The organism is Saccharothrix sp. (genome assembly GCF_031180885.1).
In the GTDB taxonomy this organism is placed as follows: Bacteria; Actinomycetota; Actinomycetes; order Mycobacteriales; family Pseudonocardiaceae; genus Actinosynnema.
Genome location: NZ_JAPSLK010000059.1, coordinates 1 through 23,044, shown reverse-complemented (window position 1 = coordinate 23,044; position 23,044 = coordinate 1). Strand labels below are relative to the sequence as shown.

Sequence of the window (23,044 nt, the reverse complement as noted above, 5' to 3'; positions counted from 1 at the left end):
TCGCTCCGATCACGCTTTTGATCGGAGCGAAACGCGGCGCGACGAGCCGACTTCCAGGCGGCCGTGCCTGCCGCGACGCCCGTCGCGGCCGTCCAACACGGAGCCGGTGAGGGGACTTGAACCCCTAACCTTTCGCTTACAAGTTCTAAGACACACTGTTCGGGTCCGTTCAGCAGCGTTCAACGCGCTGGTCAGGCCGGTTCAGGTAGCTACCCGAACACAACGGAACGAACCGGGACTGAGCCCCAAAGTGAGACCCTTCCCGCTCCCCGTGACCTGCGGCAAGAGGGCTGTAACAGCAGGGGGCTCAATTAGGCCGCGCTGGGCAGCCCTACCCATCACCCCACCCCGTGCGCGACAGTGCCTCTCCAGGCGACTCAGCGGGCGCTGAGTGCCGCTCTGTCCCTCAAGGTCTCGGGTGAGTGGCCCGTTCGACCAGGCGAATCTGTTGGGCCGTCAACGAGCGAATGAGCCCCGCACCACGTCGCCATCAGGGCTACAACGTGACGGGTTCCCCTGCGGCCTCCTGCCCCGCTTGGTGGCGCTTCCCCGCCGGCTGGGTTTCGTCCTACCCGAGTGGTGGGGGCGCTGCGTCCAGGGCGCTTCCGTCACCCCTCCTGTTACAGCCCATAGGGGACAGGTGGGACAGCACCCAGCGACACTGTCCCACTGAATAAGGCCAGGTCAGCAGCTATGCCGAGACAGGTGGGACAGGTGGGACAGCACTCCCACCGCCCGCAGCACTAAGCGGCGCAAATCTAGCCCGCGCGGACCGTCGAACTAGGACTCATCGGTGTCGTGAACCGAGCCGAGTACGACTTCGTCCCCAACGATGCGCAAGACACCGGCTACGACGTCCGAACTCCCAACACGACCGATCAGTTGAGAGGCCAGCCTGTGAGCTGACTCTTCGGTTTTGGTTACCGTAATAAGATGCGTGGTGCCGCTCACAAGAGTTGCCGATACCGCCCATTGTTCTAGGTTGCGCTGATGTTCGAGTTCGATTGCTTCAACGTGATCCGCGCGAACCCAGGCACCCGCGCTTCCAGCCGTCCTGATCCATAGCGCCGGATTCATCGGACCTCCAAGCCGCTCGTGGTTGCGCCGAACTGCTTCACGACTTCCACCATGCACGACCGTCCGCGTCGTCTTTCGCGGCCCGGCCAACCTGCATTGGCTCACGAGGTGCGCCAATCGTGAGGTCACCAGTGGCCCTGAGTCCGACAGTGCGGAGGGCTTGAACGCGCTGTAGTGCGATTCGACGGCCGTCGCTGCTTCGTTCACGCCATTGTGCGCTTTTATGGGTTTGCCGGTCATGGATTCGGTACAGCCATGTTGTATCTGGGGCATTGTACCCGTCGACACACTCGGAAAGTGCGCTGAACATCACGATATCGTCGTCGACCGGTGTTCCGCCCCACCCGCCAAATGCCCGCACAAGCTGGGTCCTCATAAGTAGTCCGGCGCAATGGATTGGCCAGTTGCCACCGTGCTCAATCGCCCAGTTGTTGACTACGCCAGCCATGACCTTCCCGTACGGCAGCGCCGATTCGTAAGTCCGGCGTGACCCATCTGGCAAGTAGTCATCAGCCTGTCCCACTACCCAATGAACCGAACTGTCGTCAAAAATCGGCAAGAGCCGCAGCAGTGCGCCCGGTAGTAGTACGTCATCATGGTCGAGCACTTGCACAATGTCACCCGTTGCGCGAGTGAGCGCGAGATTCCGGGTAGCGGCGATTCCAGTATGCGCATCATTAGATGCGTAGTTTACGCACTCGATATCCGCGACCCGCGCGGCCAGTGTTGGAATCTCACCATCCTCTTGAACCAGCCACTCCAACTCCCATCCGGCTGGTAGCTCTTGAGCCTGCACGCTCGCGATCGTCTCGGCGAAGTAGTCGGACAGCGGAGCATATGCGGCGGTAATGATTGAGATCCGGCGGTTCATGCGGTCGCATCCCATCGGGTCAGCATGGTGTGAAAGGTCAGCATAGTGCGATCGGCCGGGTACTGCGCATCGGTGACTTCGACAACGCGATCGTTAATGTCTATCGAAATGCGGCGGACCCATAGCATAGGTGTGCCGTCCGGTAGATCCCAGGCTTGCACTTCCACCGTAGTGGGCATTGCCGCCGTGACATGGTCTACAACGCGGTCGATTTCGACGCCAACCGTGTACAACTGATGCATGGTGCCGCCCGGCCAGCGAGCATTGGCAGGGTCCGAGATAGCCGGGTTGGGGCTGATGATGTCACCAGGCAGCCAAGAGACGGACTTAGCTGCAAGCACGCCTGTTCGCCGAACCCTGTGCGTGTATTCTCGCCGCAAAAGAGACGTGCCCTCTTGGACTTTGAACGCGTCCGCCAGGTCCGCGTCTGCCGCCACGAAGGAATACTTCGCTTCAAACTCGAAGTCATCGAGCGGCGCTCCCATGTCATCCTCAGCGAGCCCATGCTCACGCCGCGCCTTCTCGGACTTTCGTACGAGATCCTTCTCTACCTGGTGCCGCAGGGAGCTTCGCTCGACTCGCTTCGGTCGCGGTCGCACTGTCGGCGCTTTGCCACGGCCGCCGACGACTAGCCCTTGACCCTTGAGCAGAGCGATCGCTGTGCGCGCGGTCGTGATCGAGCACGTGTAGTCGCGGGCTAGGTCGTGCAGCGTGGGCAGCGAGTCACCCGACCGCAGGTCACCCTTCTCGATCTTGATTCGGAGGTCATCGGCGATCCGAAGCGCGATCGGCTGATGCGCGGCAGTCCGCTGGGGGTCCATACCGCCACTGTAGTGCATCTTTGCCGGTTTGCGCGCAAACCTCTTGCGCAACGACTGTCGACGTGTGTAGCTTCCGGTTTGCGGGTTTGAGGGCAAACCCGCAAACATACGAAGGAGGCGTGACGTGGTCCCCGACGACGAACAGCAGTTCAGCCCGGACGGGCTGACGGAGGACGTGATTGACGCGCTGTTGGCGCAGGTGGCGGACGAGTTGGCGGAGCTGCCGCCCGCGACGTCGGCGTTGTTGGACGGTTCGGCCCGGACGCGGCGGGACCGCCGGGTCGTGGAGCGCCAGTTGGGCGGGACCGTGCGGGTGCTGCGGGTGCACGGCTTGTCGTCCGGCTCGGTCGGGACGGAGGCGGCGTGATGGCGCGGACGTTGCGGAGCTTTTCGGCGCGTTTCCGCGTGGTGGAACAGCGGCTGGCGGACGTGGTCAGGCGCGGCGTGAGCGACGACCGCGCCGCGTACTTCGCGGACGTGGTGGCGGCTCACGTCGCGATGGCGGACCTGTACCGGGAGGCCCGGGACGCGGCGGTCGGTGACATCGGCGGCATCGTGTGGTCCGCGCTGTACGACGCGGAGCAGGTGCACCGCGCCGAGGCGCGGGAGTTGGAGCGTTTCGCGGCGAAGGTGGCGTTGTCCGACGCGGCCGGGACGGCGGCGTGATGGCCCGCCCGCGCGACAGCTTCGACACGGTGGTGTTGCCGGGGTCCGGTCGGGCGGTGTTCTGCCGGGGGTTCGACAGCGGGTTGCCGGTGTTCGGGTTCCGGGGCCGTCCGGGCGCGGTGCCGCCGGAGTTGGCCACCCGCCGCCAGTTGCGCGCGTTGGGCTTACGGCCCGGCGGCGCGGACCCCGTGGCGCTGCTGCGGTTCCGCCACCGCCGCCCGTACCGCCGGGTCGAGATCTGCGAGTTGTACCGCCGCGACACCGCCGTGCCGGTGCGCCCGATGACCCCCGCCAAGTGGGCGGCGCTGGACAAGGCCAATTGCGCCCGGCGGGCGCGTCGGCTCAGCCAGGAACAGCACGAAGTGACCTTGCCCGGACCGGCGGCTGCGTCCCGCCAAGAACTGACCACCGGTCCGGTCCACCCCAACTCCGTCACGTGGTGACGGGTCAGGAGAGCTGAAGCATGTCCTACAGGACCCCCCAACACCAAACCCTCATCCGGTGGACGCCGCTGGTCGCCGCGTCCGTGTTCCTGGCCGTGGTACTGGTGTTGACCGCGTGCGAGCCGGGTTCCGGTTCGTCCGGTGTGGACACCACCCCGGTGCAGACCGGCGGTGAGGTCGAGTTCTCCGCGCGGTGCGACGAGACCGGCTTCGCCTACGACATCGAGCCGGACACCCAGGAGGCATACCAGGCGGCGCGGGAGTACTGCCGCAGCCTGGACGCCGCGATCGAGAACGCGCCCTGGCCGTCCGGGTTCCGCCCCACCGGCCCCGTGGCGGTGGAGCGATGAACACGCTCGTGTTGCTGGCCGTGCTGGGCGTCGCCCTGGCGCTCGTGCTGGCCGTGCTGCTGTGGAAGGCCGTGGTCACGCTCGCGCTGGTGGCCGGTGCCGTGTGGGCGCTGGTGGCGCACGGCGGCAACGACGCCGTGACGCTGCTCGCCGTGACCGCCGCCGCGCTGGCGGTGCTGCTGCTGATGACCACCACCCGCCGTCGACCCGCCGCCGTGCTGCGGCTGCGTCCCGAGGAGGTGACCGCGTGACCAGCGCCTACCCGACCACGGTCGACACGTTGGAGACCAAGGTCCGCAACTGGGCCGCAGAGCTGGGGCACCTGCCGTCCCGCAACCAGGTCATGAAGCGGTTCAAGGTCGGTGCGCCCAAGGCCACGGCCGTGCTGACCGCGATCAAGAACGCGGAGCACCGGCAGGAGGTTGCCGACTTCTACACGGCGCGGGCCAAGGTCAGCGACGACGCCTTGCGGCGGCTGCACGCGGTCCCGGCCGACCACGCCACCACCGACGCCCCCACCACGGCGGACACCACACCCGCCGACACCACACCGCCCGCGACCACCACCGAACCGGCCGTGCCGGACGCGGTCGAGCGCCCGGCGGACGGTGGTGACGGAAGCGCCCCGGACGCAGCATTTTTCGGCCAGGCGGGACGAAACCCGGCCGGCGGGGAAGCGTCACGGGACGGGCAGGAGGCCGCGGGTGAACCGTCACGCGTTGGGCGTTCCCGCGTGGCGTCGTGGCCGTTGTTGCTGCTCGCGCTGCCCGCGTTCGTGGCGGTGTGGGGCGGTTGGGTCGGGCTGGGTGAGCTGACCGGGTTCGGCCCGGTGCGGCTGCTGCCCGGCATCGCCGACGACTTCGTCATCAACTCGGCGATCACGCTCCCGATCGGCGTTGAGGCCTACGCCGCGTACGCGCTGCGGGTGTGGCTGTCCGGCGCGACCCGGTCCACCGCCGCCCGCCGCTTCGCCCGGTGGTCCGCGATCGGCTCGCTCGTGCTGGGCGCGCTGGGACAGGTCGCCTACCACCTGATGGAAGCGGCCGGGGTCACCGTCGCGCCGTGGTGGATCACCACGTTCGTCTCCGTGCTCCCCGTGGTCGTACTCGGCTGCGGCGCGGCACTCACCCACCTGTTGCACCACGACCGGACGGAGAACCGGGGATGACCACGCCCGACAGCGCCGTGTGCGACCTGACCGACGAGTGCCCGGCGACGCAGCACTACGCGAACTGCCCGAAGTTCAGCGTCGTCATCCCGCTGACCCTCACCTGGGACCAGGGCGACGACAACGACGAGGACAACGGCGAGGACCAGGGGGTGACCCGATGACCAACGCGACGCCAGTCGACCGCACGACGCCCGACGCCACGCCCGTCACCGACGCGCCGGACAACGTCGTCCCGCTGCACCGCGCGTCCGACGCGACCGCCGTACCGGGCGCGGAGGTCGAGCCCGCCCCGCCCGTGCTGGACGCGGAGATCGTTGAGGAGACCGACGACCGGGCGGACCGGCCGGTGGTGCCGGTCGACCAGCCGGGCAGCGTGCACGACGCGGACTTCCTGACCCGCATCCGGGAGACCGACCGGCTCCCGATCATCCCGACCTACCTGCGGACGCTGTCCCAGGCCCGGCAGACCGCCGGGTGGGTGGCGCGGCACTACGCCCACACCGCCGCCTACCACGTGGTCCGCTCGCCGCTGTACGCGCTGCGGCTGGCGGTCCGCTCCCCGCAGGGAGCGTGGGCGCTGATGGCGGCCACCGGCCGGTGGGTCTCCGACGCGGAGGGCCGACCGGTCCGCCGCGCCGTCGCCGAGTCCGGCAACGCCGACCACTACCTGAAGCTGTCCCACCAGCGCGACGCCCGGGTCCGGACCCGCTTCATCATGCTGGCGGTCGGCCTGGTCCTCGGGCCGGTGCTGATGTTCGTCTTCTACGACGTCACGCCGGAGTGGGTGACCTGGGTCTGTGGCGCGGTTGCGCTGGGCATTCTCGGCAGGATCGGCACCCCGGCGGACAAGCCGGTCGCGTCCCGCGCGGTGGTCGGGGTCCAGGCCCAGAAGCTCACCTCCGATCTCGTGGTGCAGGGTCTGGTGTCGCTGGGCATCGGCGGCATCACCAGTGCGGTGTCCAAGCGCGGCGAGTCCGCCATCGGGTTCACCGCGCCCATCCACCGGGACGGACCCGGCTGGCGGGCGGACGTGGAACTGCCGCCGGGTGTCACGGCGGCCGAGGTCATCGAGCGGCGGGAGAAGCTCGCCTCCGGGCTCGGCCGCCCGCTGGGGTGCGTGTGGCCCGAACCCCGCACGGACGGCCACCCCGGTCAGCTTGTGCTGTGGGTGGGGGACCGGGACATGTCCAAGGCCCGTCAGCCGGTGTGGCCGCTGCGGCGCGGCGGCGCGATCGACCTGTTCCGGCCCCAGCCGTTCGGCACCGACGTGCGCGGCCGGTGGGTGGAGATCGTCCTCATGTTCATCACCGGGATCATCGGCGCGGTCCCGCGCATGGGCAAGACGTTCACCCTGCGAAAGCTGCTGCTCATCGCCGCACTCGACCCGCGCGCGGAGCTGCACGCCTTCGACCTCAAGGGCACCGGGGACCTGTCCCCCCTGGCCGTCGTGGCGCACCGCTACCGGGCCGGGGACGACCCCGAGGACATCGAGTACGTCCTGGCCGTCCTGCGGGAGCTGCGGGACGAGATGCGGCGGCGCACCAAGGTGATCCGCGAGTTGCCCAAGGACCTGTGCCCGGAGAACAAGGTCACCACCGAGTTGGCCTCGAACAAGACGCTGCGGCTGCACCCCATCGTCGTCGGCGCGGACGAGTGCCAGGTGCTGTTCGAGCACCCCGACCACGGCCGCGAGTTCGAAGAGATCTGCACCGACCTCGTCAAGCGCGGCCCGGCCACCGGCATCGTGCTCATCCTGGCCACACAGCGGCCGGACTCGAAGTCGATCCCCACGCAGATCAGCGACAACGCCGTGTTCCGGTTCTGCCTCAAGGTCACCGGGCAGATGGCCAACGACATGGTGCTAGGCACGTCGTCCTACCGCAACGGCGAGCGCGCCACCCAGTTCGCCTTCGCCGACAAGGGAATCGGCCTGCTCAAGGGCGTCGTAGACGAGACGACCACGGTCAAGAGCGTCTACATCGACGGCCCCGACGCCGAAGCCATCGCCGGACGCGCCCGCGCGCTGCGGGTCGCGGCCGGGCGGCTGACCGGCTACGCCGCCGACCAGGACTCCGAAGTGGACGCCGACGCGGCGGACACCCTGCTGCCCGACATCGCCGCCGTCATGGGCAGCGCCGACAAGATGTGGTCCGAGTCCATCGTGGACGCACTGGCCGAGCTGCGGCCCGGCGTCTACGGGCCGTGGGCCGAAGGCGACGGCAAGGACAAGGCCACCCGCCTCGGTGCCGCGCTCAAGCCCTACGACATCCGCACCGTGCAGGTGTGGGGCACCGACCAGACCACCGGCAACGGTGCCAACCGGCGCGGCGTCAACCGCGCCGACATCACCAACGCCATCACCGACCGTAACGGACGGTAGGGCGAACGCCTAGCCCCGGAGCGCGCTGGGTCTAGCACCACACCCCGCTAGACCTAGCGCCCCCGCTAGCCCCACACAACACACCTGATCAGCGCCCTAGTTCCTAGCGGCGTCGGTGCCCCACACCCAAAAACCGGCCCCGGAGGCCTCCTGTGACCCCCTCACGACTCGTTCTCGCCATCGCCGTTCTGTGCACGCTCAGTGACAACACGCAGGTCAGCGTCACCGGCTGGCTCATCCTCACCGGCTACGCCCTCCTGCACTTCGGCTTACTGCTCGCCTACCCGTTCAAGAACTGCCGGGCCTGCAAAGGCGCTGGTCACCACCAGTCCAAGTTCCTCCGCGCCTACCGCACCTGCCACCGCTGCGGCGGCACCGGCAAGACCCTGCGCACCGGCCGCAAGGCGCTCAACGCCGCCACCCGCGTCCGCCGCGCCCGCCGCGCCGCCGCCAACCACCGCCGCGACCAGGTCAACGGGGGGACGTGACATGTGCCGAACCGGTGGACGCCGCTGCGACGGCAGCCACACCACCAGCCGCGCCACCCAGACCACCCGCAAACGCGTCTCCCGCGCCCGCAAAGCACTGCGCGAGGCCAAGGCCAGCGGTGACGCCGCCGCCGTCGCCGACGCACAGCAGCGCCTGGACGCCGCCCGCACCGCACACGAGAAAGCCAAGCAAGCCATGCGCCACAACGACACCGCACCTCAGGACGGGGACGTGACCACCGAACGCGCCACCGCCACCACGTCCACCCCGGACACCGTGGTCGTGGTCAACAACAGCGCCAACGCCGGACCGGGAAGCACCGTGTACCAGGCGGCGGTCATCAACGGCCCGGTGGCGTTCGGCTCCAACGGACCCGACTTCGACTTCGACGGGCCGGACAACGGCGGCGGCTTCCGCATCCAAGCGGGCCGCATCCACCCGGACTGACCACCCCTCCCGCTGCTCACGGCGGGGACGTGACCACCCCGCCCCCGCCGTGAGTCTCCAGAAACCCTCTCGCCATCGTCCACAGGAGACTGTCATGTCGGATCACAACCGCTTGCTGTCCGCAGCGTTGGACGCCGCCGACCACGGCTGGCCGGTGTTCCCGCTCGTGCCCGGCGGCAAGCGGCCCGCCATCCGCGACTGGGAACAGCGCGCCACCACCGACACCGACCGCATCCGCCGCTGCTGGACGGCCGGGCCGTACAACATCGGGTTGGCCACCGGCCCGGCCGGGCTGGTCGTGGTGGACCTGGACGTGGCCAAGCCGGACAAGCAGACCCCCGGCGACATCGGCCACGGGCTGGAGACCCTGTCGTCGTTGTGCGGGCTGTACGACCAGCCGCTACCGGTGGACACCCGCACCGTGACCACCCCGTCCGAGGGTTGGCACCTGTACTTCACCGCCCCCGCCGACACGGAGTACCGCAACAGCGCGGGCAAGCTGGGTCGGCTCATCGACACCCGCGCGCACGGCGGCTACGTCGTCGCGCCCGGCTCGACCGTCGACGGCCGCGCCTACACCCTCACCGAGGACCTCCCGGTGGTGCCGCTGCCCGGCTGGCTCGCCACGCTGCTGCGCCCCGCGCCGCTGCCCCCGCCGCCGCCCGCCCCGGTGCCCCTGCGCGCCAGCGCCGGGGACCGGCGTGGGAAGTACCTCAAGGCCGCCATCGACGCGGAAGTCGCCCGGGTGGAGGGCGCGCGCGGCGGACAACGCAACTTCGCCCTCTACTGCGCCGCGCAAGCCCTGGGGCAGCTCGTGGCCGGTGGCGCGCTGACCGAGGACCAAGTCCGCGACACGCTGATGCACGCCGCCGCCGGGCACATCGCCGTGAACGCCTACAGCGCCTACGCCGCAGAGCAGACCATCACCAGCGGACTGCGGGCCGGTGCCCGCCGCCCCCGGCAGGTGGCCGCGTGAACCGCCCGCGCTTACTCGACCTGTTCTGTCGCGCGGGTGGCGCGTCCGCCGGGTACCACGCCGCCGGGTTCGACGTGACCGGCGTGGACATCGACCCGCAGCCCCATTACCCGTTCCCGTTCGTCCAAGCTGACGCGCTCACCGTGGACCTGTCCGGCTACGACGTGGTCACCGCGTCCCCGCCGTGTCAGCTCTACTCGCAGGCCACGCCGAAGCACCGCCGGGCCGACCACCCCGACTTGGTGGAACCGATCCGCCAGCGGCTGCGTGAGGCCGTCGAACGGGGGGACATCTGGGGCTACGTCATCGAGAACGTGCCCGGCTCGCCGCTGATCGACCCCGTCCAGCTCTGCGGGCGCACGCTGCGGTTGGACGTCCAGCGGCACCGGCTGTTCGAGTCCAACCTGGCGTTGTTCGGGACGGAGTGCCACCACGACACCGGGACGCGGGCGGTGCCGGTCTACGGCGCGTACGGCCAACGCCCGAGACGAAAGCCGGTCGACCGGGAAGCGTCACCGGGACGAAAGCCAGCCGGCGGGGAAGCGTCACCCGCAGAGCGCACGTCCGCCGACCGGGGCCGGGAAGCGATGGGCATCGACTGGATGCCCTGGACCGACCTCACCCAGGCCATCCCACCCGCCTACACGTTCTGGCTCGGCACCCAGCTCATGGGCCACGCCCGCCACCTGCGGCCCGTGACGGAAGCGTCCTGGACCCTTCCGTCACGCCCGGCCGGTGACGGTAGCCACCGGTGGGAAGCGTCACCGAGTGACGGTTCCACCGCGGCCCCCGGTGACGAAAACGACGCATCCGGCCTGGTCACCGCCCGTCTCTGCCGCTGCGGCAAGCCGCTTCGCCGACCCGACACCGGCCGGTGGCCGCGCCACTGCTCCCACGCCTGCCGCCAAGCCGCCTACCGCGCCCGCACGAGGGAGAACGCCGCATGAACACCCCGCCCGTCCCGCCCGAGGAACGCGAGCCGTTCGCCGACTCGTGGACCGCAGACCGGCTGATGCGCGCCGACTTCCCCGACCCGCGCTGGGCCGTCCCCGGCGTGCTGTGCGAAGGCGTCTCCCTGCTCGCCGGACCGCCCAAGGTCGGCAAGTCCTGGATGTCCCTGGGGCTGGGGCTGTCCATCGCGGCCGGACAGCCCGCGTTCGGCTCCATCGACACCGGACCGCCCGCCCCGGTGCTCTACCTGGCGCTGGAAGACACCGCCCGCCGGTTGAAGACCCGCATGGGCAAGATGCTCGGGGACACCGCCGCGCCGCCGCTGCTCACCCTCGCCACCGACTGCCCGCCACTGCCCCAGGGCGGTGACCGGGAAATCGCCGGGTGGCTCAACCTCAACCCGACCGCCCGCCTGGTCGTCATCGACGTCTTCGCCAAAATCCGGGGAAACGAGCCGGTCAACACCCAGCAATACGACGCGGACTACCGCGCGGTCGGTCGCATCAAGCGCGTGGCCGACCACTACGGGATCTCCGTGGTTCTGGTCCACCACGTCCGCAAAGCGGCGTCAGAGGACTTCCTGGCCACCGTGTCCGGTACCAACGGCATCGCGGGCGCGGCGGACGCCGTCCTGGTGCTCGAACGCGCGCGTAACAACGCGGACGGCGTTCTGCACGTCACCGGCCGGGACGTCGAAGAGAACGACTACGCGCTCAGCTTCGACCCCACCAACGGCGCGTGGTCCCTTTTGGACGGCCCGGCCGTCGACCACACGGCGGGGGACACCCGCGTAGCGATCCTGCGCTACCTGCGCGAACACCCCGGAAGCACCCCCGCCGAAATCGCCGCAGCAACCGGCATCAACGCGGGCAACGTCCGCAAGACCTGCGCCCGGATGCAGGAAGCGGGACAGCTCACCAAAGACGCGACCAGCCGCTACTACGTGCCCCTGCCCTGACCGCCGGGACACCCCACGCGACCCCTGTCCCACCTGTCCCACCTGTCTCGCCACACCACCTGACCAGCACAAACCGGGTGGGACAGGCCCCACCACACCTGTCCCACCCAGTCCCGCACCACCGCACGAGAGGACACCCGGCGATGAACCACGACGCTCACCTCGAACTCGCGTCGCTGCTTCACCGACTCGGCGAACTCCTCGCCGAAATCACCGCACACCAACCGCCCACCATTCCCGAACCGCGCCAGTCACCGGAACGCACTCTGCTCACCGTCGAGGAAGCCGCGAACCGACTCGGCATCAGCCGCACCCGCGCTTACGCCCTGATCAGCAGGGGAGACCTCGAATCCATCCGGATCGGACGCCTTCGGCGCGTCCCCACATCCGCTATCGCGGAATTCGCGCGCCGCCTGACCACCTACCCGCACGCCGCCTGACCAACTCGGAGGCACACGCATGGCACGCAAGAAGCGACCCGAGGGAACCCGCGCACCCAACGGCGCAAGCAGCATCTACCTTGGCAACGACGGCTATTGGCACGGCCGCGTCACGATGGGCGTTAGGGACGACGGCAAACCGGACCGCCGCCACGTCAAGCGGAAGGATGAGAAGGACGTTATCGCTGCGGTACGTGAGTACGAGCGGCAACGCGACAGTGGGAAGGTGCGCAAGCCGGGTAAGGGCTGGACCGTTGAGAAGTGGCTGGTGCACTGGCTGGACAACATCGCCACGCCGTCGATCACGCCGAACGCCGCATCGGCGTACCACTACGCGGTTCACAAGTGGCTCATCCCTGGTGTGGGCGCGCACCGCCTCCACCGACTTCAGCCCGAACACTTGGAAAAGCTGTACGTCAAAATGCAGGCTCAAGGCCGCTCAGCCGGATACGCCCATCAAGTGCACCGCACGGCAAGAACGGCGTTGAACGTCGCGGTGAAGCGCGGCCACATCACGGTGAACCCGGCTTCACTGGCAAAGGCTCCACACGTGGAAGAGCAGGAAGTCGAACCGTTCACGTTCGAGGAAGCACAGCAGATTCTGAAGTGTGCTGCAACGCGCCGGAACGGTGCACGGTTCGCCGTCGCGCTCGCGCTAGGGCTGCGCAAGGGTGAGGCGCTGGGGCTGAAGTGGGCGCGCATCGACTTCGACGGCGGCGTTCTGCGGACACCCCGCCAGATCCAGCGGCACAAGTGGAAGCACGGGTGCGACGACCCGAACGCGTGTGGCGCACGACGGCACAAGGTGAAGCCGTGCAAGCCGACTTGTAAGGCGCACAAGCGCAAGCCGTGTCCGCCGCCATGTCCGCCTGATTGCACCGCCCATGCCGTCATCTGCCCTCACCGGCACGGCGGCGGTCTCCGCGAAGTGCCCGTGAAGTCGCGGGCGGGACGGCGCGCGGTCGGCATTCCCGGCCCATTGCTGGACTTGCTCCGTGAGCACAAAGAAGTTCAGGACGCGGAGCGCGACCGTGCAGGCAGCGAATGGCGCGAGGGTGACTGGGTCTTCGCCCAGCCGAACGGGAAACCTTTGGACCCGCGACGCGACCACGACGAGTGGAAGGAGCTGCTGACCGAGGCAGGGGTCAGGGACGCACGGCTGCACGACGCGCGGCACACCGCCGCCACCATCTTGTTGGTAATGGGCGTACCGCCGCGCGCGGTCATGGAGATCATGGGGTGGTCGCAGATCTCGATGGCCGCTCGGTACCAGCACATGCCGTCTGAGCTGACCATGCGCGTCGCCAAGCAGGTCGGGGACCACCTGTGGAAGGACAAGTGAGACCCAAACTGAGACCCCGCTAGTCCCGCTCGGTACCCCCCTGAACGGCATTGCCGCTGGTCAGGGGGGTACTGCTATTGGAGCCGGTGAGGGGACTTGAACCCCTAACCTTTCGCTTACAAGGCGAGTGCTCTGCCAATTGAGCTACACCGGCGCGGCGGATGCGCCGGGGACATCGTAAGCGCCCGCAACAGGTGCTACCTGCGGCGAACGGTCTGCTCAGGGTGTCCCGACATTGGTCCATTGGGAGGTTCCGGACACCGTCCGAGTGGCCCAAGGAACACCTAAAACCGCTGGCCAGCGGCATCAACAGAGCTGAACGCACAGTGATCGACCCACCCGCACCAGGGACCCCGCACGGGGGTGGCGCATCACACAACCGCGAATGTGACACCGTCGAGCGTGGCTAAACCGTGATCCACGAGGAGGTCCACCCCCAGTGAGGCTGCGGCGCAAGCGGTACCGCGACCCCAGGACCGTGCCTGACCTGTGGCAACCCGTCGAGGGACCGGCTCTCCCGGACGACGCCACCGTCCACCTGGTCCTCGACCTCGCCCTCCGGGTCGGCGAGGTCCAGCTGGCCAGTGGCGCGGGGGCCGCGGACGCCACGGCCACGGTCATGGCGGTCGCGGACGCGTACGGGTTGCCGCGCACCGAGGTGGACGTGACGTTCACCTCGATCACCGTCTCCTGCCACCGGGGCACCGAAGCCGCGCCGGTCACCTCGCTCCGGGTGGTGCGCAGCCGGGGCCTCGACTACACCCGCCTGGCCGCGCTGGAGTCCCTGATCCGGCGGATCACCGACAACCAGGTCAAGCCCGCCGACGCCTACGCCGAACTCGACAAGATCACCAAGCAGCCGCACCCCTACCCGCGCTGGGTCGCCACCCTGGCCTGGGCGGGCATGGCGGGCGCGGTGGCGTTCCTGGTCGGCGGCGGGCCACTGCTCGCGCTCGCCGCCGCGCTGGTCACGGCCCTGATCGACCGGGTCGGCCGGCTGCTCAACCGCCGCGCCCTCCCCTTCTTCTTCCAGCAGGTCGTCGGCGGGGCGCTGGCCACCGCCGCAGCGACCGTCATGTACGCCACCGACGCGTTGCCGGCCGTTCGACCCTCGCTGCTGGTCGCGACCGGGATCGTGGTGCTGCTGTCCGGGTTGTCGCTGGTCGGCGCGGTGCAGGACGCGATCACCGGGTACAACGTCACCGCCGCCGGCCGGCTGATGGAGATCGCGCTGCTCACCGCGGGCCTGATCACCGGCATCGCGCTCACCCTGCGCGCCGGGGTGCAGTTCGGCGTGCGGACCTCCCTCGCCGACCCGTTGCCGCCGTTGATCTCCGACGTGCCGGTCCAGTTCGTCGCGGGCGCGGTGACCTCGGCGTTCTTCGCGCTGGCCGCCTACGCCCCGCTCTCCGCCCTGCCGATCGCGGCGGCCGCCGGCGCGGTCGGCACGGGCACGTACGGGCTGCTCGTGCTCACCGGCACGAACGTGATCACCTGTTCGGCGGTGGCCGCCACGGTCGTGGGATTCGGCGGCGCGGTGATCTCCCGCCGGCTGCGCACGCCGCCGCTGGTGGTCGCGGTGGCGGGCATGGTGCCGTTGCTCCCGGGCTGGACCACCTACCGCGGTCTTTACCAGCTGACCGTCGAGCAGGACGTGGGCGGCCTGTCGACCCTCGTCCTGGCCGCCGGCACGGCGTTGGCGCTGGCCAGCGGGGTGGTGCTGGGCGAGTTCCTGGGCCGGCCGGTGCGCACGGGCCTGAGCCGGCTGGAGCGGAAGCTGGCCGGGCCCCGGTTGTCCGGCCCATTGCGTCCCGCCAAGCGCCGGGTCGAGTGACCACCCACTTAGGGGTGACGTTGCTCCTACCTGTCGTGAACACCGTGTGACGGACACCTCTGCCGGGCATTCCGGGACGGCCTCAGCCACTACCCTCAGTGGCGGGCGCACCAACCGTGGATGTCGCGACGAGAGTCGGCGGCGGTTCAACAGGAGGCGTTACCAAGGTGGGCATTGGCGAGAACGGCGCGGATTTTCTGGTCGTGGCTAACCGCTTGCCGGTGGACCTGGAGCGCCTGGAGGACGGCACCGAGCGCTGGAAGCACAGCCCTGGTGGCCTGGTCAGCGCCCTGGAGCCGTTCCTGCGCTCGCACAGCGGGGCGTGGATCGGCTGGCCCGGCGTGGCGGACGCCGACGTCGAGGCGTTCGAGGAGGACGGTCTCCAGCTCCACCCCGTCGCGCTCAGCTCCGCTGAGGTCCGCGACTACTACGAGGGCTTCTCCAACGGCACGCTCTGGCCGCTCTACCACGACGTGGTCGCCCCGCCGGCGTTCCACCGGCGCTGGTGGAACGCCTACGTCCGGGTGAACCAGCGGTTCGCGGACGTGACGGCGAAGGTGGCCGCGCAGGGCGCGACCGTGTGGGTGCAGGACTACCAGCTCCAACTCGTCCCGGCGATGCTGCGCGAGCTGCGGCCGGACCTGCGGATCGGGTTCTTCCTGCACATCCCGTTCCCGCCGGTGGAGCTGTTCATGCAGCTCCCGTGGCGCACCGAGATCATCCGCGGCCTGCTCGGCGCGGACCTGGTCGGCTTCCACCGGCCCGGCGGCGCGCAGAACTTCCTGTGGCTGGCCCGCCGCCTGGTCGGCCTGGAGCCCAGCCGGGGCGCGGTCGGCGTGCGCACCCGGCCGGGTGTGGTGCAGGTCGGCGACCGCACGGTGCGGGTCGGCGCGTTCCCCATCTCCATCGACTCGGCGGGGCTGGACGCGCTGGCGCGCAGCAAGGAGGTCCAGGCGCACGCGAAGCAGATCCGCGAGGACCTGGGCCGGCCGAAGAAGATCCTGCTCGGGGTGGACCGGCTGGACTACACCAAGGGCATCGACGTGCGGCTGCGCGCCCTGCACGAGCTGCTCGCGGACGGCCGGGTCGACCCGCGCGACGTCACCATGGTCCAGCTCGCCACGCCCAGCCGGGAGCGGGTCGAGCACTACAGGCAGATGCGCAGCGAGATCGAACAGGCGGTGGGCCGGATCAACGGCGAGTTCTCCACCGTCGGCCACACGGTGGTCCACTATTTGCACCAATCCGTAGATCGGCGGGAATTGACCGCGTTCATGACCGCCGCGGACGTCATGGTGGTCACCCCGGTCCGAGACGGCATGAATCTGGTGTGCAAGGAGTACGTCGCCTGCCGCTACGACCTGGGCGGCGCGCTCGTGCTGTCCGAGTTCGCGGGCGCCGCGGCCGAGCTGACCAGCGCTTTCCTGGTGAACCCGCACGACCTCGACGGTGTGAAGAACGCTCTGGAAGCGGCCCTGACACTCGATCCGGCGGAGGGTCGCCGTAGGATGCGCGCGCTGCGCCGCCAAGTCCTCACGCACGACGTCGACCGCTGGGCCCGCTCGTTCCTTGACGCCTTGGGCACGCAGAGCGCAATCTGAATCAGTTCAGGCTATCTGAATCAGTTCAGACCCTGCAACCCGACCTGTCCCACCGAGTCTTGAGGAGGGGCGTTGACCGCCGAAGCCCTCCCCGCCGAGCTTCGCCGTGCGATCGTGCAGCTGGCCCGCACACCACGCCTGCTGGTCGCCTGCGACTACGACGGGACACTGGCTCCGATCGTGGCCAACCCCGAGGACGCCCGCCCCCTGCCCGAATCGGTGGGCGCGCTGCGCTCCCTGGCGGGCCTGCACGAGACCACGACGGCGGTGATCTCCGGACGGGCGCTGCGCGACCTCGCGACGCTGTCGCGCCTGCCGTCCGAGGTGCACCTCGTGGGCTCGCACGGGTCGGAGTTCGACGTCGGTTTCGTCCACGCCCTCGACGCCGACGCGAAGGCCCTGCACCGGCGCCTGGAGACGGCGCTTGAAACGATTGTGGAAGGCCACGAGGGCGTGAGCCTGGAGGTCAAGCCGGCGAGCATCGCGGTGCACGTCCGGCGGGCCGAGCAGCCCGTCGGGGACCGGGTGCTGGACGCCGTGCGCGGCGGTCCCAGCACGTGGGACGGCGTGCAGGTCACCGAGGGCAAGGCCGTGATCGAGCTGGCCGTCGTGCAGACCGACAAGGGCCACGCGCTGGACGTGCTGCGGCACCGGGTGTCCGCGACCGCGTCGATCTTCGTGGGCGACGACGTCACCGACGAGAAGGCGTTCGCCCGGCTGTCCGGGCCGGACGTGGGCATCAAGGTCGGCGACGGCGAGTCGCTGGCCGAGTACCGCATCGACGACACCGTCGACGTGGCCACCGTGCTCGCGTTTCTGTTCGAGGAGCGCAAGAACTGGCTGCACGGCGACCAGGCGGTGCCGATCGAGCGGCTGACCATGCTCGCCAACGAGCGGTCGGTCGCCCTGCTCACCCCGGACGCGCGGCTGAACTGGCTGTGCCACCCCGAGCCGGACTCGGCGGCGGTGTTCGCCGACCTGCTCGGCGGGCCGGCGGCGGGCCACTTCTCGATCAAGCCGGAGCACGGGTCGCTGCCGCTGGGCCAGCGCTACGTGCCGGGCACCATGATCGTGGAGACCCGCTGGTCGCGGCTGCTGGTCACCGACTACCTCGACCACGACCTGGCCTCGCACCGCACCGACCTGGTCCGGCGCATCTCCGGCTCCACCAACGCGGTGATCACGTTCGCGCCGCGCCCGGAGTTCGGCCAGGTGCCGGTGCGGCTGCTGCGCGAGCGCGACGGCCTGCGCGTGGTCGGCACGTCCGACCCGATGGTGCTGCGCTCGCCCGGGGTGGACTGGCAGATCACCTCCGACGGCATCCAGGAGACGGCCACCGCCGTCGTGCGGCCCCGGGAGGGCGCGCCGGTCCTGCTGGAGCTGCGGTGCGGCACGGACGACCTGTCCGAGGCCACGCTGGGCGAGGCGGAGCGGCGGGCGCGGGCCGGGTCGTTCTGGTCGGACTGGGCGGCCACGCTCAAGCTGCCGCCGGTCGAGACGGACCTGGTGCTGCGGTCGGCGCTGACCCTGAAGGGCCTGGTGCACCACGACACCGGCGCGATCATGGCCGCGGCGACCACGTCGCTGCCCGAGGAGCTGGGCGGCATCCGGAACTGGGACTACCGGTACTGCTGGCTGCGCGACGCCGCGCTGACCGCGCAGGCCCTGGTGTCGCTGGGGTCGCTGGGCGAGGCGGAGGCGTTCCTGGGCTGGGTGCACGGCGTGCTGGCCACGCTGCCCGGCCCCGAGCGCCTGCACCCGCTGTACACGTTGCAGGGCACCATGCTGGGCGCAGAGGCCGTCATCGACACGCTGCCCGGCTACGCGGGCTCGCGGCCCGTGCGCGTGGGCAACCTGGCCAACCAGCAGGTGCAGCTCGACGTGTTCGGCCCGGTCGTGGACCTGGTGGTGCAGCTCGCCGCCGCGCGCGGTTCGCTCACCGACCAGGACTGGCGGATGGTGCAGGCCATGGCCGAGGCGGTGGCCCGGCGCTGGCACGAGCCCGACCACGGCATCTGGGAGGAGCGGCACGCGCCGCGCCACCACGTGTACTCCAAGGTCATGTGCTGGGTGACGCTGGACCGCGCGGTGTCGCTGGGCGAGACCTACGGGCGCGAGATCGACCCGTCCTGGCCGGTGCTGCGCGACACCATCGCCAACGACGTGCTCAAGCACGGGTGGAGCGAGGAGGCCCAGTCGTTCACCACCGCCTACGACGGCGACGACCTCGACGCGGCGTCCCTGCACGTCGGCCTGACCGGCTTGATCGACCCGACCGACGAGCGGTTCCAGGCCACCGTCACGGCCGTCGAGGCGGAGCTGCGGTCGGGTTCGACGGTGTACCGGTACCGGCGCGACGACGGCCTGCCCGGCGACGAGGGCGGCTTCCACCTGTGCGCGGCGTGGATGATCGAGGCCTACCTGCTCACCGGCCGGCGCACCGAGGCCGAGGAGCTGTTCGCGCAGATGGTCGACGCGGCCGGCCCGACCGGTCTGCTGCCCGAGGAGTACGACCCGATCGCGGAGCGCTCCCTGGGCAACCACCCGCAGGCGTACAGCCACCTGGGCCTGATCCGCTGCGCCCAGCTCCTGGCGGCCCTGCAGTAGTTCTCTTCGGAACGCCCCCGACCTCCTTCCGGTCGGGGGCGTTCGTCATTTCCGGAGCTTGAGGAGCTGGAGGGCTTCGAAGAGGTCGTGGGCGACCAGGGCGCGGGTGTCGCTCGGGAGCGGACCGGCGTCCGGCGGGACCAGGGCCTTGGTGTAGCCGAGGCGGGCGGCCTCGGTGAGGCGCCGGCCGACCCCGTTGACCCGGCGCAGTTCGCCGGACAGACCGACCTCGCCGACCACGACCAGGTCGTGCGGCAGGGGTTGGTCGGTGGCGGCGGAGGCGACCGCGAGGGCCACGGCGAGGTCGACGGCGGGTTCGACCAGCTTCATGCCGCCGACGGTGGCGGTGAAGACGTCCTTGTTGTGCAGCGCCATCCGGCCGCGCTTCTCCAGCACGGCGAGCGCCATCGCGACCCGGGCCGAGTCCAGCCCGCTGACCGCCCGTCGGGGTGAGGGCAGGTTAGTGGGGGTGACCAGCGCCTGGACCTCGCCCAACATGGGGCGCTTGCCCTCGACCACCACGGTGACGGCGGTGCCGGTGACGTCCTGGTCGCGGCGGTTGAGGAACAGGCCGGACGGGTCGGGGACGCCCACGATGCCGTCGTCGCGCAGCTCGAAGCAGCCCACCTCGTCGGCCGCGCCGAAGCGGTTCTTGATGCCGCGGACCAGGCGCAGGCTGGAGTGCCGGTCGCCCTCGAACTGGAGGACGACGTCCACGAGGTGTTCGAGGACACGGGGTCCGGCGACCGAGCCGTCCTTGGTGACGTGCCCGACGAGCACGATCGGCAGCCCCCGTTCCTTCGCCAACGCCACCAGTCCCGCCGTGACCGCGCGCACCTGGGTGACCCCGCCCGGCGTGCCGTCCACCTCGGGTGAGGACATGGTCTGGACCGAGTCGACGATCAACACACCCGGGTCGACCGCTTCGACCTGCCCCAGCACGGCGCTGAGGTCGCTCTCCGCGGCGAGGTACATCTGCGGGTGGATGTTCCCGGTCCGCTCGGCCCGGAGCCGGACCTGGCCCGCCGACTCCTCACCGGTGATGTAGAGCGAGGGCACGGACCCCTTCACGGCCCACTGGTAGGCGACCTCGAGCAGCAGCGTGGACTTCCCCACCCCGGGTTCCCCGGCGAGCAGCACCACCGCGCCCGGCACCAGCCCACCCCCGAGCACCCGGTCCAACTCGGCGACCCCGGTCCTGCGGGCCCGGGCCGACTCGATGTCCACTTCGCCGATGGGCCGGGCAGGCGCGCTGGGCGCACCGGCGACCACCCGGGCCAGCGCGGACCGACTGACGCCCCGCTCCTCAACGGTCCCCCAGGCCTGGCACTCCGGACACCGCCCCACCCACTTGGCCACCTCGTGCCCGCACTCGGCACACCGGTACGAAGCCTTGACCGCACGCCCGTTCTTGACCACGGGGTGCAGGCTAACGACCACCCCCGACAGTCCCTGGTTCCACTCGCGGGTTCCACTGGCGGGTCCACTCGCGGGACCAGTTCCTCAGTGCGCGACACGCCCGGGATTGTCGGTACCCGGTGGGATGATGGAGACGGGGGCCGGAGGCCGCGCCCGCGTCACGGGCGCACAGAGGGCACACGGGCCACCTGCCGCCATCCACGCAGCTCAGCCCACTACCGCGACCCGCTAGCCGTCCCAGCGAGCTGCCAGCCACCCTTCCCGCCGCGAGCCGCCACCGCCAGCCGCGAGCCGCGAGCCGCGAGCCGCGAGCCGCGAGCCGCGAGGAAACGCCACCACCCCCGCACGCGCCAGAGCCAACCCGGCCGCCAGCCGCCAGCCGCCAGGAACTCCACCACCCCCGCACGCGTGCCAGCCAGTCCCGCCGCCAGCCGCTGCACTCCACCAGACGCCGCCCTCCGCAGGCCACCCCAGCAGCCCGCGGAAGCCCAGCGCCTCCCGGCAGCAGTCACCCCGGCGCGGCCAGCCGCGCGCCGCCGGCCGCCCCACCCGCCATCCTCACCGACACCTCGCTGACCTGCACAAACAGTGGCAGCCGTGGCCTCCGGCCCCCGTGTCCATCATCTCACCGGGCACCGACAATTCCCCGGGAGATCCGCCGGAAGCACGTTCAGAGCGACCCATGGACACAGCGAGAGGCCCGCCCCCGGAGTCGGGAGCGGGCCTCGGTGAGTCGCGAGGTCTGGCCGCGAGTCGCCGGGTCAGTGCTTGGAGGGCTCGTCCTTGCGCGGCTCCGGGGTGGCGCCGATGGGCAGGTCCAAGGTGATCGGGCCGGCCTTCTCGAACAGGAAGGTCACCCGCACCGTCTGGCCCGGCCGCAGCTCGCCCTTGAAGTCCTTCAGCACGATCTTGACCTTGCCCGGCTCGCTGGGCTTCGCCGACACGGACACCGACGCCGACGGGTTCGCCGTCGTGGTCGCGGGGGCCGAGACGGACGTGTCCGAGGCGGAAGTCGTCGTGGTCGTAGTAGCCGTCCCCGAGACGGGGGAGGTGGTGGTGGCGTGGGCCGCCGACGTGGAGGTCGGGGCGGACGTCGTGGTCTTGTGGCTGCCGGCGTCGTCCTGGTCGGCGCCGCCGATGATCGCGGTGCCCGGCTCCAGGTCCCGGTCACCGGTGATCTCGGCCTCGGCCGACCGCTCGCTGGTCACGGACAGGAGCTTGTCCGCGTCGGTGCCGTTGTTCGCGATCACGACCACGATCGGGGCGCTGTCGCCCTCCTCGTAATACCCGTGCTCGACCGGGAACAGCAGCTGCGCGTCGCGGACGGCGATGGCGCCGACCGTCCCGCTCGCACCGTTGACGGCGGCCACCTGGGTGTCGGTCTGCGTGACCTGGCCTGCGCTGCAGCCCGCAGCCGCGAGGCCGAGACCGGCCGCGACTGCGGCCACGACGGCCAGGCGGCGAGACGCTGGGGACTTCTGCGGTGCGCGACCCACGGCTGCTCGGATCCTTCCGGTGTGCTGACACAGGCGGGCCGTACCCGGCAGTAGGCCGGTCGACCACCAGTCCAGGAGCCTAACGGGGCGTTCACCGGCCCACCTCATGTGGTGCCCCACAACACCCGCCACGACGTCCACAGTGGAGCAAGATCGTCCTGGGCGTTGCACGCCGCCGGGTGGTTTGTCAACCCCCCTCGCGGCCCTGACCTGCGCGAACTGATCTCCGGACGCCGAAGAGGGGATTGCTCGACGTGTTAGGATGGGGTTAGCGAAAGGGGCAGAGGACACATGGTTTTCAAGGTCGGAGAGACCGTCGTCTACCCGCACCACGGTGCCGCTCTCATCGAAGCAATCGAGACCCGTGTGATCAAGGGCGAGGAGAAGAAGTACCTCGTCCTCAAGGTCGCCCAAGGCGACCTCACGGTTCGCGTCCCCGCCGACAACGCCGAGATCGTGGGCGTTCGTGACGTCGTCGGCCAGGAGGGTCTTGACAAGGTCTTCGAGGTCTTGCGTGCTCCCCACACGGAGGAGCCGACCAACTGGTCCCGGCGGTACAAGGCCAACCTCGAGAAGCTCGCGTCCGGTGACGTGAACAAGGTGGCCGAAGTGGTGCGCGACCTCTGGCGGCGCGAGAAGGATCGCGGACTGTCCGCTGGTGAGAAGCGGATGCTGGCGAAGGCTCGACAGATACTGGTTAGCGAA

At 70.1% G+C, this 23,044-nt stretch carries 23 protein-coding genes and 1 tRNA gene; 19 read left to right on the top strand and 5 right to left on the bottom strand.

Annotated features, from left to right (window positions below):
- Positions 1–1,114: 1,114 nt before the first annotated feature.
- Positions 1,115–1,948 carry a glycosyltransferase gene (locus tag RIN75_RS36970; protein WP_309116749.1) on the bottom strand — a complete coding sequence of 278 codons (834 nt, stop codon included), beginning with the start codon at positions 1,946–1,948 and terminating at the stop codon, positions 1,115–1,117.
- Positions 1,945–2,769: a GntR family transcriptional regulator gene (locus RIN75_RS36965; RefSeq protein WP_309116748.1), complete on the bottom strand. Its 825-nt coding sequence runs from the start codon at positions 2,767–2,769 to the stop codon at positions 1,945–1,947. The genes RIN75_RS36970 and RIN75_RS36965 overlap by 4 nt, the downstream gene beginning before the upstream one ends.
- Positions 2,770–2,893: 124 nt before the next feature.
- On the opposite strand from RIN75_RS36965, the gene RIN75_RS36960 reads away from it, so the two are divergent.
- From RIN75_RS36960 to RIN75_RS36890, 15 genes are all read left to right on the top strand, one after another.
- Positions 2,894–3,136: a hypothetical protein gene (locus RIN75_RS36960; RefSeq protein WP_309116747.1), complete on the top strand. Its 243-nt coding sequence runs from the start codon at positions 2,894–2,896 to the stop codon at positions 3,134–3,136.
- Positions 3,136–3,435, top strand: coding sequence for a hypothetical protein (locus RIN75_RS36955; protein ID WP_309116746.1), 300 nt, complete (start codon positions 3,136–3,138; stop codon positions 3,433–3,435). The genes RIN75_RS36960 and RIN75_RS36955 overlap by 1 nt, the downstream gene beginning before the upstream one ends.
- The gene (locus RIN75_RS36950) at positions 3,435–3,878 is read left to right on the top strand and encodes an RRQRL motif-containing zinc-binding protein (protein ID WP_309116745.1); all 444 of its coding nucleotides are present in this window, start codon (positions 3,435–3,437) and stop codon (positions 3,876–3,878) included. Before RIN75_RS36955 ends, RIN75_RS36950 begins: the two co-directional genes overlap by 1 nt.
- 20 nt (positions 3,879–3,898) lie before the next feature.
- The gene (locus tag RIN75_RS36945) at positions 3,899–4,228 is read left to right on the top strand and encodes a hypothetical protein (RefSeq protein ID WP_309116744.1); all 330 of its coding nucleotides are present in this window, start codon (positions 3,899–3,901) and stop codon (positions 4,226–4,228) included.
- The gene (locus RIN75_RS36940; RefSeq protein ID WP_309116743.1) at positions 4,225–4,479 is read left to right on the top strand and encodes a hypothetical protein; all 255 of its coding nucleotides are present in this window, start codon (positions 4,225–4,227) and stop codon (positions 4,477–4,479) included. Before RIN75_RS36945 ends, RIN75_RS36940 begins: the two co-directional genes overlap by 4 nt.
- Positions 4,476–5,396: an ABC transporter permease gene (locus RIN75_RS36935; protein WP_309116742.1), complete on the top strand. Its 921-nt coding sequence runs from the start codon at positions 4,476–4,478 to the stop codon at positions 5,394–5,396. Before RIN75_RS36940 ends, RIN75_RS36935 begins: the two co-directional genes overlap by 4 nt.
- A complete protein-coding gene (locus tag RIN75_RS36930; protein WP_309116741.1) occupies positions 5,393–5,560 on the top strand; it encodes a hypothetical protein in 168 nt (55 codons plus the stop codon). Before RIN75_RS36935 ends, RIN75_RS36930 begins: the two co-directional genes overlap by 4 nt.
- On the top strand, positions 5,557–7,779 hold the full coding sequence (locus RIN75_RS36925; protein ID WP_309116740.1) for an FtsK/SpoIIIE domain-containing protein: 2,223 nt from the start codon (positions 5,557–5,559) through the stop codon (positions 7,777–7,779). The genes RIN75_RS36930 and RIN75_RS36925 overlap by 4 nt, the downstream gene beginning before the upstream one ends.
- 152 nt (positions 7,780–7,931) lie before the next feature.
- Complete coding sequence (locus tag RIN75_RS36920; RefSeq protein ID WP_309116739.1) at positions 7,932–8,267, top strand: hypothetical protein; 336 nt, start codon at positions 7,932–7,934, stop codon at positions 8,265–8,267.
- Between the two features lies 1 nt (position 8,268).
- Positions 8,269–8,715: a hypothetical protein gene (locus RIN75_RS36915; RefSeq protein ID WP_309116738.1), complete on the top strand. Its 447-nt coding sequence runs from the start codon at positions 8,269–8,271 to the stop codon at positions 8,713–8,715.
- Between the two features lie 94 nt (positions 8,716–8,809).
- On the top strand, positions 8,810–9,691 hold the full coding sequence (locus RIN75_RS36910; protein ID WP_309116737.1) for a bifunctional DNA primase/polymerase: 882 nt from the start codon (positions 8,810–8,812) through the stop codon (positions 9,689–9,691).
- Entirely contained in the window at positions 9,688–10,638 is a 951-nt protein-coding gene (locus RIN75_RS36905; protein ID WP_309116736.1) for a hypothetical protein, read from the top strand. Before RIN75_RS36910 ends, RIN75_RS36905 begins: the two co-directional genes overlap by 4 nt.
- The gene (locus tag RIN75_RS36900; RefSeq protein WP_309116735.1) at positions 10,635–11,600 is read left to right on the top strand and encodes an AAA family ATPase; all 966 of its coding nucleotides are present in this window, start codon (positions 10,635–10,637) and stop codon (positions 11,598–11,600) included. Before RIN75_RS36905 ends, RIN75_RS36900 begins: the two co-directional genes overlap by 4 nt.
- Positions 11,601–11,743: 143 nt before the next feature.
- Positions 11,744–12,040, top strand: a complete 297-nt coding sequence (locus RIN75_RS36895; RefSeq protein ID WP_309116734.1) for a helix-turn-helix domain-containing protein — start codon at positions 11,744–11,746, stop codon at positions 12,038–12,040.
- 19 nt (positions 12,041–12,059) lie between these two features.
- Positions 12,060–13,382, top strand: a complete 1,323-nt coding sequence (locus tag RIN75_RS36890) for a tyrosine-type recombinase/integrase (RefSeq protein WP_309116733.1) — start codon at positions 12,060–12,062, stop codon at positions 13,380–13,382.
- Positions 13,383–13,460: 78 nt separating this feature from the next.
- On the opposite strand, the gene RIN75_RS36885 is transcribed toward RIN75_RS36890, so the two are convergent.
- Positions 13,461–13,536 (bottom strand) — tRNA-Thr (locus RIN75_RS36885).
- 324 nt (positions 13,537–13,860) lie between these two features.
- Between RIN75_RS36885 and RIN75_RS36880 the strand changes: the two genes are divergently transcribed.
- The 3 genes from RIN75_RS36880 to otsB all read left to right on the top strand — a co-directional run bounded on the left by RIN75_RS36880 (position 13,861) and on the right by otsB (position 19,424).
- Entirely contained in the window at positions 13,861–15,216 is a 1,356-nt protein-coding gene (locus tag RIN75_RS36880) for a threonine/serine exporter family protein (protein WP_309116732.1), read from the top strand.
- Between the two features lie 167 nt (positions 15,217–15,383).
- Entirely contained in the window at positions 15,384–16,817 is a 1,434-nt protein-coding gene (locus tag RIN75_RS36875) for a trehalose-6-phosphate synthase (protein WP_309116731.1), read from the top strand.
- A gap of 72 nt (positions 16,818–16,889) precedes the next feature.
- Positions 16,890–19,424 (top strand): trehalose-phosphatase, encoded by a 2,535-nt coding sequence (gene otsB / locus RIN75_RS36870; protein ID WP_309116730.1) that lies wholly within the window; start codon positions 16,890–16,892, stop codon positions 19,422–19,424.
- 45 nt (positions 19,425–19,469) lie between these two features.
- Here the strand turns inward: otsB and radA are convergent, their stop codons facing one another.
- Together radA and RIN75_RS36860 are read right to left on the bottom strand one after the other, a co-directional pair.
- Positions 19,470–20,843 carry a DNA repair protein RadA gene (radA, locus tag RIN75_RS36865; protein WP_309116729.1) on the bottom strand — a complete coding sequence of 458 codons (1,374 nt, stop codon included), beginning with the start codon at positions 20,841–20,843 and terminating at the stop codon, positions 19,470–19,472.
- A gap of 761 nt (positions 20,844–21,604) precedes the next feature.
- Complete coding sequence (locus tag RIN75_RS36860) at positions 21,605–22,291, bottom strand: hypothetical protein (RefSeq protein ID WP_309116728.1); 687 nt, start codon at positions 22,289–22,291, stop codon at positions 21,605–21,607.
- A gap of 339 nt (positions 22,292–22,630) precedes the next feature.
- On the opposite strand from RIN75_RS36860, the gene RIN75_RS36855 reads away from it, so the two are divergent.
- Positions 22,631–23,044, top strand: a 414-nt coding sequence (locus RIN75_RS36855) for a CarD family transcriptional regulator (protein WP_309116727.1), incomplete at its 3' end; no start/stop codon positions are given.

Excerpts from the sequence above, each read along its gene's own strand:
- RIN75_RS36970 (WP_309116749.1), bottom strand. The coding sequence starts at position 1,948 with ATGAACCGCCGGATCTCAATCATTACCGCCGCATATGCTCCGCTGTCC.
- RIN75_RS36965 (WP_309116748.1), bottom strand. The coding sequence starts at position 2,769 with ATGGACCCCCAGCGGACTGCCGCGCATCAGCCGATCGCGCTTCGGATC.
- RIN75_RS36955 (WP_309116746.1), top strand. The coding sequence starts at position 3,136 with ATGGCGCGGACGTTGCGGAGCTTTTCGGCGCGTTTCCGCGTGGTGGAA.
- RIN75_RS36950 (WP_309116745.1), top strand. The coding sequence starts at position 3,435 with ATGGCCCGCCCGCGCGACAGCTTCGACACGGTGGTGTTGCCGGGGTCC.
- RIN75_RS36945 (WP_309116744.1), top strand. The coding sequence starts at position 3,899 with ATGTCCTACAGGACCCCCCAACACCAAACCCTCATCCGGTGGACGCCG.
- RIN75_RS36940 (WP_309116743.1), top strand. The coding sequence starts at position 4,225 with ATGAACACGCTCGTGTTGCTGGCCGTGCTGGGCGTCGCCCTGGCGCTC.
- RIN75_RS36930 (WP_309116741.1), top strand. The coding sequence starts at position 5,393 with ATGACCACGCCCGACAGCGCCGTGTGCGACCTGACCGACGAGTGCCCG.
- RIN75_RS36925 (WP_309116740.1), top strand. The coding sequence starts at position 5,557 with ATGACCAACGCGACGCCAGTCGACCGCACGACGCCCGACGCCACGCCC.
- RIN75_RS36915 (WP_309116738.1), top strand. The coding sequence starts at position 8,269 with ATGTGCCGAACCGGTGGACGCCGCTGCGACGGCAGCCACACCACCAGC.
- RIN75_RS36910 (WP_309116737.1), top strand. The coding sequence starts at position 8,810 with ATGTCGGATCACAACCGCTTGCTGTCCGCAGCGTTGGACGCCGCCGAC.
- RIN75_RS36900 (WP_309116735.1), top strand. The coding sequence starts at position 10,635 with ATGAACACCCCGCCCGTCCCGCCCGAGGAACGCGAGCCGTTCGCCGAC.
- RIN75_RS36895 (WP_309116734.1), top strand. The coding sequence starts at position 11,744 with ATGAACCACGACGCTCACCTCGAACTCGCGTCGCTGCTTCACCGACTC.
- RIN75_RS36890 (WP_309116733.1), top strand. The coding sequence starts at position 12,060 with ATGGCACGCAAGAAGCGACCCGAGGGAACCCGCGCACCCAACGGCGCA.